Genomic DNA, 7,686 nt, shown 5'->3' with positions numbered 1-7,686 from the left:
CGCTACGCGCGGTCCCCCTCCCCATCAGCGCTCCGCGCTGATGGGGAGGACTGTCATTCCGCCAGGAACCCCGCGATCGCCCGGCCCAGCTCCGGCTTGGTCACCGCGCTCATGTGGTTGCCGGGCACTTCGACGAAGCGCGCGTCGGGCAGCACCGCCTCGAGGTCGACCGCCGGGCCGTTGTCCTGGTCCTCGGCGCCGGCCAGCACCAGGGTCGGCACCGCGATCCCCCGGATCTCCGTCTCGGTCGAATCGACGAAGCTGCCGAGCAGGGGCAGCAAAGCCTCGGGATCGCCGCCGGTGGTCTTGAGGAAGGCCTCGGCCAGCCATCCGGGCGAGCCGCGGCTGTGGCTGCCGAGGCCGGTCAGGATCTTGCGGAAATGGTGGGCGCGGCCGCCGGTGTTCAGCAGCCCCCTGAGCCCCATGCCGGCGACGATCAGCCGCCGCGGCCGCGCGCCGAGGATCACCATCCGCACCGCCGTCCGCCCGCCCAGTGAATAGCCGCCGAGGTCGTAATCGCCGAGGCCGAGATGGTCGACCAGCGCCAGCCCGTCGTGCGCGAGCACGTCGGGCGGATAGGCCGCCGCCTCGTGCGGCTTGCCGCTCATCCCATGGGCCCTGAGGTCGGGCATGATCACCCGGAAGCCGCGCGCGGCGATCTGGGCGGCATGGCCGAACTTCAGCCAGTTGGTCTCGGCGTCCGAGAACAGGCCGTGGAGCAGCACCACCGGCCGGCCCTCGGCGGGGCCCATCTCCGCCCAGCTCAGCCGCACCCCGTCCGGCGCGGCGAATTCGTGTCGTGTCGCTTCCAAGTCCTGTGCTCCTCGCCCGGCCAACGCGCGGGCCGCCCTAGCGACGCATGGACCCGGTTCCAAGATCCTCCCCGCTTGCGGGGAGGGGGACCGCGGCGCGGAGCGACGTGGTGGAGGGGGTCCAGAGACCCGCACTGCGCGCCGGGCGGTTGGCCAACGCTCGGCCAGATGACGAGCCCCCTCCACCGCACTTCGTGCGGTCCCCCTCCCCATCCGCTTTGCGGACAGGGAGGATGAGGCGCCGACTCGCTCGACAGTCCTCCCTGTCGCCGCAGGCGATGGGGAGGGGGACCATGCGAAGCATGGTGGAGGGGGCCCATTGCAGGTCGCTTCGGCTATAACTCGGACGCTGGCGTGGACCCGCCCCTGGGCCGGTGTGGATGGAGGCCCCCCTCCACCACCGCCTTCGGCGACGGTCCCCCTCGTTCCTCCCTGTCCGCGCAGCGGATGGGGAGGGGGGTGTAGCCGCGGCACGCCGGGGGCATGCCGGAAGGCGGAACCCGGCTGCGCAGCAGCCGGTGGCCGCAGGCTGGTGGAGGGGCCGGGTGCTCCTTGCCGGTCTGCCCGGCCCCTCCACCGCGCTACGCGCGGTCCCCCTCCCCATCAGCGCTCCGCGCTGATGGGGAGGACTGTCATTCCGCCAGGAACCCCGCGATCGCCCGGCCCAGCTCCGGCTTGGTCACCGCGCTCATGTGGTTGCCGGGCACTTCGACGAAGCGCGCGTCGGGCAGCACCGCCTCGAGGTCGACCGCCGGGCCGTTGTCCTGGTCCTCGGCGCCGGCCAGCACCAGGGTCGGCACCGCGATCCCCCGGATCTCCGTCTCGGTCGAATCGACGAAGCTGCCGAGCAGGGGCAGCAAAGCCTCGGGATCGCCGCCGGTGGTCTTGAGGAAGGCCTCGGCCAGCCATCCGGGCGAGCCGCGGCTGTGGCTGCCGAGGCCGGTCAGGATCTTGCGGAAATGGTGGGCGCGGCCGCCGGTGTTCAGCAGCCCCCTGAGCCCCATGCCGGCGACGATCAGCCGCCGCGGCCGCGCGCCGAGGATCACCATCCGCACCGCCGTCCGCCCGCCCAGTGAATAGCCGCCGAGGTCGTAATCGCCGAGGCCGAGATGGTCGACCAGCGCCAGCCCGTCGTGCGCGAGCACGTCGGGCGGATAGGCCGCCGCCTCGTGCGGCTTGCCGCTCATCCCATGGGCCCTGAGGTCGGGCATGATCACCCGGAAGCCGCGCGCGGCGATCTGGGCGGCATGGCCGAACTTCAGCCAGTTGGTCTCGGCGTCCGAGAACAGGCCGTGGAGCAGCACCACCGGCCGGCCCTCGGCGGGGCCCATCTCCGCCCAGCTCAGCCGCACCCCGTCCGGCGCGGCGAATTCGTGTCGTGTCGCTTCCAAGTCCTGTGCTCCTCGCCCGGCCAACGCGCGGGCCGCCCTAGCGACGCATGGACCCGGTTCCAAGATCCTCCCCGCTTGCGGGGAGGGGGACCGCGGCGCGGAGCGACGTGGTGGAGGGGGTCCAGAGACCCGCACTGCGCGCCGGGCGGTTGGCCAACGCTCGGCCAGATGACGAGCCCCCTCCACCGCACTTCGTGCGGTCCCCCTCCCCGTTCCGGGGAGGAATAATCAAACCGGCGCCGAGCCCGTCGCCTTGACCCAGCGCTCGACCAGGGTCTTGTGCTCCTCGGTCCTGATCTCCTTCAGCCCCTCGGTGTTGAGCCAGGCGCGGTGGAGGCTCTCGGCGCCGAAATGGTGGCGCGGCACGAAGCGCGACGGATCGTCGAACGAGGCGACGGTCAGGTCCATCGTCTCGCTGTCGGGGAATTCGAAGCCGAGCGAGGTGCCGCATTCGCGGCAATAGGGCCGGCGGGCGATCGGCGACGAGGTGTAGAGATCGGGCGCCTGCGCCCAGGTCACCGCGTCCTTCCTGATCCCCTTGAACGCGATCGAGACGCTGCCGGTCGCTCTCTGGCACATCCGGCAATGGCAGAGATAGGCGTCGTCATTGTCGACCTCCGCCACATACCGCACCCGCCCGCAGGCGCACCCGCCCTCCATCCGATCGGCCATCGTCTCGCTCCTGTGATTGAGGGTGAAGCTTGGGACAGACGCGCGGGGAAGAAAAGGACCATCCTCCCCTGTAAGGGGAGGGGGACCGCGCACAGCGCGGTGGTGGGGTGTCAGCGCTCCTCGTCTGCACAGCCCCTCCGAAGATGCTGACACCCCTCCGTCAATGAGGGTGCGGACTGCTCCCGGCAGTCCGGAGTCGTGCCGGGGGCAAAATGGCCCGCACATTCGCCTGCCACCTTCCCTCGTAGGGGAGGATCCGTCAGCCGTTGGGCCCCTCGCCTCCTTGCCACGACGACGAGGGTGCATCCTTCATTGACACGCACCCTATGTTCCCGTTACGTTCCCTGTTGCTGGCCAGGCCCAGCTCGTCGCGTCCTCGGTCCTTGACAGGTGAAGCGAAATACACGCGCTCCCGCTGCGGCGGGTGCGAGCGAGCTGCCACTGCCCTTGTCTCCGCGCCGCTTCCCGCCTAACCCGCCGCGACCCCGCGCCAGACGGGACGAGAGGATGCCGGCCACCGCCGGAGCCACGCATGAACGCCCCCGATCCCGCGCTCGCCGCGGGCAAGCCGCACAGCCTGGTCGAGGACGTCTACGCCTTCGCGATCGGTTGCGCCTTCGTCACCCTCGGCCTGGTCTGGCTGAAGAGCGCCGGCCTGGTCACCGGCGGCATGGCCGGCATCGCCTTGCTGCTCTCCTACCTCCTGCCGCTGCCCGCCGGCCTGCTGTTCACCCTGCTCAACCTGCCCTTCTTCTGGCTGGCTCGGCGGAGCATGGGCAACGGCTTCATGGTGCGCACCGTGCTCGCCAATCTGGCGATCACCGGCCTTGCCCTGCTCGCGCCCCTCGCCTTCCGGCTCGAGGACGTGAACGGCCTGTTCGCGGCCCTGTTCGGCGGCACGATCATCGGCATGGGCATCCTCGCCCTCGCCCGCCACCATGCCGGCGTCGGCGGGCTCGGCATCGTCGCCTTGGCCCTCCAGCGCCGCCGCGGCTGGAACGCCGGCCGCACCTCGCTGATCGGCGACGCGATCATCCTCGCCGCCTCCCTCCCCGTGCTCGCGCCGACGCAATTCCTGCTCTCGGTGGCGAGCGCCGCCGCGATCAGCGGCGTGCTGATCGCCTGGCACCGCCCGGGGCGGTATACGGGCTACTGAAGGAACAATCCTCCCTGTGGGCGAAGCCCATGGGGAGGGGGACCAGCCGAACGCTGGTGGAGGGGCAGGACGCTCGGATTATGCCCTGGCCCTTCCACCGCGCTACGCGCGGTCCCCCTCCCCATCGCCTGCGGCGACAGGGAGGATGAGGAGTGCCTGGCGCTCTTACGCCGCCTTCTGCAGATGCCGCCGGCCGAGCAGCTCGGCGATCTGCACCGCATTGAGCGCGGCGCCCTTGCGCAGATTGTCCGACACGCACCACAGGCTGAGGCCGTTCTCCACCGTCGGGTCCTCGCGGACGCGGCTGACGTAGGTGGCATATTCGCCGACCGCCTCCACCGGGGTGACGTAGCCGCCGTCCTCGCGCTTGTCGACGAGCATCACCCCCGGCGCCTCGCGCAGGATGGCCTGGGCCTCCTCGGCCGAGATCTCGTCCTCGAACTCGATGTTCACCGCCTCGCTGTGGCCGACGAACACCGGCACGCGCACGCAGGTCGCGGTCAGCTTGATCGAGGGGTCGAGGATCTTCTTGGTCTCGACCACCATCTTCCACTCTTCCTTGGTCGATCCGTCGTCGAGGAAGACGTCGATGTGCGGGATGACGTTGAAGGCGATCTGCTTGGTGAAGAACACCGGCTCGTTGGCGTCGCCGACGAAGATGTTGCGGCTCTGTTCGAACAGCTCATCCATGCCGCTCTTCCCCGCGCCGGAGACCGACTGGTAGGTCGCGACCACCACCCGCTTGATCCGGGCGCGCTCGTGCAGCGGCTTCAGCGCGACGACGAGCTGGGCGGTCGAGCAGTTCGGGTTGGCGATGATGTTCTTGCGGCGATAGCCGTCGATCGCCTCGGCGTTCACCTCGGGCACGATCAGCGGCACGTCCGGGTCCATCCGGTAGAGCGAGCTGTTGTCGATGACCGTGCAGCCCGCCGCGGCGGCCTTGGGCGCATAGTCCTTCGACACGGCCGATCCGGCGGCGAACAGAGCGATGTCCCAGCCGGCGAAATCGAAATGCTCGATGTTCTTGACCCGGATCTCGCGGCCGCTGTCGCCGAAATCGATGACGCTGCCGGTCGAGCGCGGCGAGGCGACCACGGCGATGTCGTCGAGCGGAAATTGCCGCTCGTGGAGGATGTTCAGCATCTCGCGCCCGACATTGCCGGTCGCGCCGACGACCACCACCCGATAACCCATTTCGATCTCCTGGAATCCGTTCGCCCCAGTTAGTCACATTCGCGCGAGATACAATCGCAGAGTATTGGATCCCATACCACCCGCGTCGATTTCCATGTGCCCGTGGCCGATCCGCGGCACCGAGCCTGCTTGGGATCCCGCCGCTCGCGCGATCGGGCGCATTGCCCGGCCCCCTTTGGCCGCACCCGCCGAGCTTGCTATGAACCGCGCGCACAAAAGCGGGAGGGACAATGAGACGGACCTGGGCGGCTGCGGCCGCGCTTCTCTTCCTGCTCGTCGCCCTCGGCTTCAAGGGCGCGATGGTCCAGGTCCCCGACGTGCCGGCGCAGGCGGCGCCGGGGGCGTTCGACACCGGCCGCGCCCTCGCCCGCCTTGCCCGCATCCTCGGCGACGAGCGGCCGCATCCGGTCGACAGTCCGGCCAACGACGCGGTCCGCGCGCGCCTGGTCGCCGAGCTGCGCGCCCTCGGTCTCGCGCCGGTGGTGACCGACGGGATCGCCTGCAGCGGCTTCCCGCGGATGCGCTTCGTCACCTGCGCCCGGGTGCGCAATGTCCGCGCCACGTTCGGGCCGGCCACCGGGCGGCACCTGCTGATCGCCTCGCATTACGATTCGAGCCCCACCGGACCAGGCGCCGCCGACGACGGCCTCGGCGTCGCCGTCGCGCTCGAGACCGCCGCCTTGCTCAAGGCGCGCCGCCTCGCCCGGCCGGTCACCCTGCTGTTCACCGACGGCGAGGAAGCGGGCCTGCTCGGCGCCCGCTTCTTCCTCGATCAGGACCCGCTCGCCGCCCGGGTCGGCGCGGCGATCAACCTCGAGGCGCGGGGCGTCACCGGCCCGGCGATCATGTTCGAGACCAGCCGTCCGAACGGCCCCGCGATCGCCGCCTTCGCCGCCGGCGCGGTGCGGCCGGTGGCGAGCTCGCTCACCGCCGACGCTTATTCCAACATCCCCAATGCGACCGACGTCACCTTCTTCCACGAGCGGCCGTGGACGATGCTCAATTATGCGATCATCGGCAACGAGAGCCGCTATCACAGCCGCGACGATCGCCTCGCCAACCTCGATCCGCGCAGCGTGCGGCACATGGGGATACAGGCGCTGGCCGCGGCGGCCCGGCTCGCGACCAGCCCCGCCCTTCCCGTCGGCGGTGGCGGCGAGACCGTCTATGCCGACCTGCTCGGCCGGGCCCTCCTCCGCCTCCCCCAGCCGCTGGCCGTCGGCGGCGTGATCGTGCTCTTCGCCGGCGCCGCGCTGGTCGCCTGGCGGCGGCGGCGCGGCCTTGCCGGCGCGCTGGCGCTGCTCGCCGGCGCACTGCTGGCGGCGGTCGTCGCGACTCTGCTCGGCCAGGCGGCGGTCTGGATGGTGAAGCCGGGCGCCTTCTGGCTGGCCCATCCGGAGCTGACCTCGGCGGCGATCGACGCCTCGGCGCTCGCCGCCGCTTTGGCGCTGTTCGCGTGGCGGCGGCCCGCCGATCGCCGCGCGCTGCGCGCCGCCTTCTGGCTGCTCTTCCTCGCCTTCGGGACCCTGATCGCGCTGACCATGCCCGGCGCCTCGATCTTCTTCCTCGCGCCGCCGGCCGTCGCCCTGCTCGGGATGGCCCTGGCGCCGCGATGGCCGCGGGCCGAACGGGTCGGCGCGCTGGCCGCCTGGATCCTGCTGCTGCTGAGCTGGGCGCCGCTCCTCCACCTCGCCCAGGTCCTGCTCGGACTCTCGGCCGCCTGGCTGTTCGCGCCGATCGCGGCCCTGCTCGTCCTGCCCGTGCTGATCGAGCTGACGCCGCGGCTCGGCGATGTCCCGGCCTCGGCGGGGCTCACGGCGGCCGCCGCCCTGCTCGCCGGCGGCTGGGCGGTCGCCGCGGCCGCGCCCGCTTACGACGCCGCGGCCAAGCAGAACTTCCGCATCGATTACGCCTGGGATCCGGCGGCGCGGCGCGGCCAGTGGCTGGTCAATCACGACGGCGGCCCCCTCCCCGCCGCCTTCGCCGGCTTCCGCCGCAACGCCGAGGTGCCCTGGGCGCCGGGCAAGCGCCTGGGCGCGCCGGCACCACCCGTCCCGCTCGCCGCGCCGTCTGCCGAAATGCTCGAACGCCGCTCCATACGCGGCGGCCGGCTGGTCACCCTGCGGCTGCGCGGCGCCGGCGCCGAGAGCCTCCTGCTCCGCTTCGCTCCGGATACCCCAATGCTGTCGGCACGATCCGGCCGCTCCGCCGCGCGCTTCGGCGCCGGCGCGAAGGACGAGCCCTTCCTGCTGCGCTGCATGGGCCGCGCCTGCGAGGGGCTGGTCGTGACGGTGCAGATCGCCTCGCCGCGTCCGGTCGACGCCGATCTGGTCGCCCTGCGCAGCGGCCTGCCGCCCGCCGCCGCGCCGCTGCTCCGCGCCCGCCCGGCCGACGCGACGCCGCATTACGCGCCCGACACCCGCTACGTCTCGGTCAAGCTGCGGCTGTGATCTCGCGAGGT

6 protein-coding genes are annotated in these 7,686 nt (G+C 71.6%); 2 read left to right on the top strand and 4 right to left on the bottom strand.

Annotated elements, in window-relative coordinates:
• Nucleotides 1-53 precede the first annotated feature (53 nt).
• The 3 genes from E2493_RS05880 to E2493_RS05870 form a co-directional block, all read right to left on the bottom strand.
• Entirely contained in the window at nucleotides 54-752 is a 699-nt protein-coding gene (locus tag E2493_RS05880) for an alpha/beta fold hydrolase (protein ID WP_135084700.1), read from the bottom strand.
• 692 nt (nucleotides 753-1,444) lie between these two features.
• The gene (locus E2493_RS05875; RefSeq protein ID WP_135084700.1) at nucleotides 1,445-2,143 is read right to left on the bottom strand and encodes an alpha/beta fold hydrolase; all 699 of its coding nucleotides are present in this window, start codon (nucleotides 2,141-2,143) and stop codon (nucleotides 1,445-1,447) included.
• 288 nt (nucleotides 2,144-2,431) lie between these two features.
• On the bottom strand, nucleotides 2,432-2,875 hold the full coding sequence (locus E2493_RS05870) for a GFA family protein (RefSeq protein WP_135084674.1): 444 nt from the start codon (nucleotides 2,873-2,875) through the stop codon (nucleotides 2,432-2,434).
• 532 nt (nucleotides 2,876-3,407) lie between these two features.
• Here E2493_RS05870 and E2493_RS05865 point away from each other — a divergent pair.
• On the top strand, nucleotides 3,408-4,031 hold the full coding sequence (locus tag E2493_RS05865; protein WP_135084672.1) for a YitT family protein: 624 nt from the start codon (nucleotides 3,408-3,410) through the stop codon (nucleotides 4,029-4,031).
• A gap of 165 nt (nucleotides 4,032-4,196) precedes the next feature.
• On the opposite strand, the gene E2493_RS05860 is transcribed toward E2493_RS05865, so the two are convergent.
• Nucleotides 4,197-5,225, bottom strand: coding sequence for an aspartate-semialdehyde dehydrogenase (locus E2493_RS05860; RefSeq protein WP_135084670.1), 1,029 nt, complete (start codon nucleotides 5,223-5,225; stop codon nucleotides 4,197-4,199).
• A gap of 230 nt (nucleotides 5,226-5,455) precedes the next feature.
• On the opposite strand from E2493_RS05860, the gene E2493_RS05855 reads away from it, so the two are divergent.
• The gene (locus E2493_RS05855; RefSeq protein WP_135084668.1) at nucleotides 5,456-7,675 is read left to right on the top strand and encodes a M20/M25/M40 family metallo-hydrolase; all 2,220 of its coding nucleotides are present in this window, start codon (nucleotides 5,456-5,458) and stop codon (nucleotides 7,673-7,675) included.
• Nucleotides 7,676-7,686: the final 11 nt, after the last annotated feature.

Origin of the sequence: Sphingomonas parva (ex Maeng et al. 2020), from assembly GCF_004564275.1 — a bacterium.
GTDB lineage: Bacteria > Pseudomonadota > Alphaproteobacteria > Sphingomonadales > Sphingomonadaceae > Allosphingosinicella > Allosphingosinicella parva.
Note: the sequence above shows the minus strand (reverse complement) of the source record. Positions and strands in the feature narration are given on the sequence as shown.

Bases quoted from the DNA above. Each gene is read 5' to 3' on its own strand.
- E2493_RS05880 (WP_135084700.1), bottom strand. From the start codon at position 752: ATGGGCCCCGCCGAGGGCCGGCCGGTGGTGCTGCTCCACGGCCTGTTC.
- E2493_RS05875 (WP_135084700.1), bottom strand. From the start codon at position 2,143: ATGGGCCCCGCCGAGGGCCGGCCGGTGGTGCTGCTCCACGGCCTGTTC.
- E2493_RS05870 (WP_135084674.1), bottom strand. From the start codon at position 2,875: ATGGCCGATCGGATGGAGGGCGGGTGCGCCTGCGGGCGGGTGCGGTAT.
- E2493_RS05865 (WP_135084672.1), top strand. From the start codon at position 3,408: ATGAACGCCCCCGATCCCGCGCTCGCCGCGGGCAAGCCGCACAGCCTG.
- E2493_RS05860 (WP_135084670.1), bottom strand. From the start codon at position 5,225: ATGGGTTATCGGGTGGTGGTCGTCGGCGCGACCGGCAATGTCGGGCGC.
- E2493_RS05855 (WP_135084668.1), top strand. From the start codon at position 5,456: ATGAGACGGACCTGGGCGGCTGCGGCCGCGCTTCTCTTCCTGCTCGTC.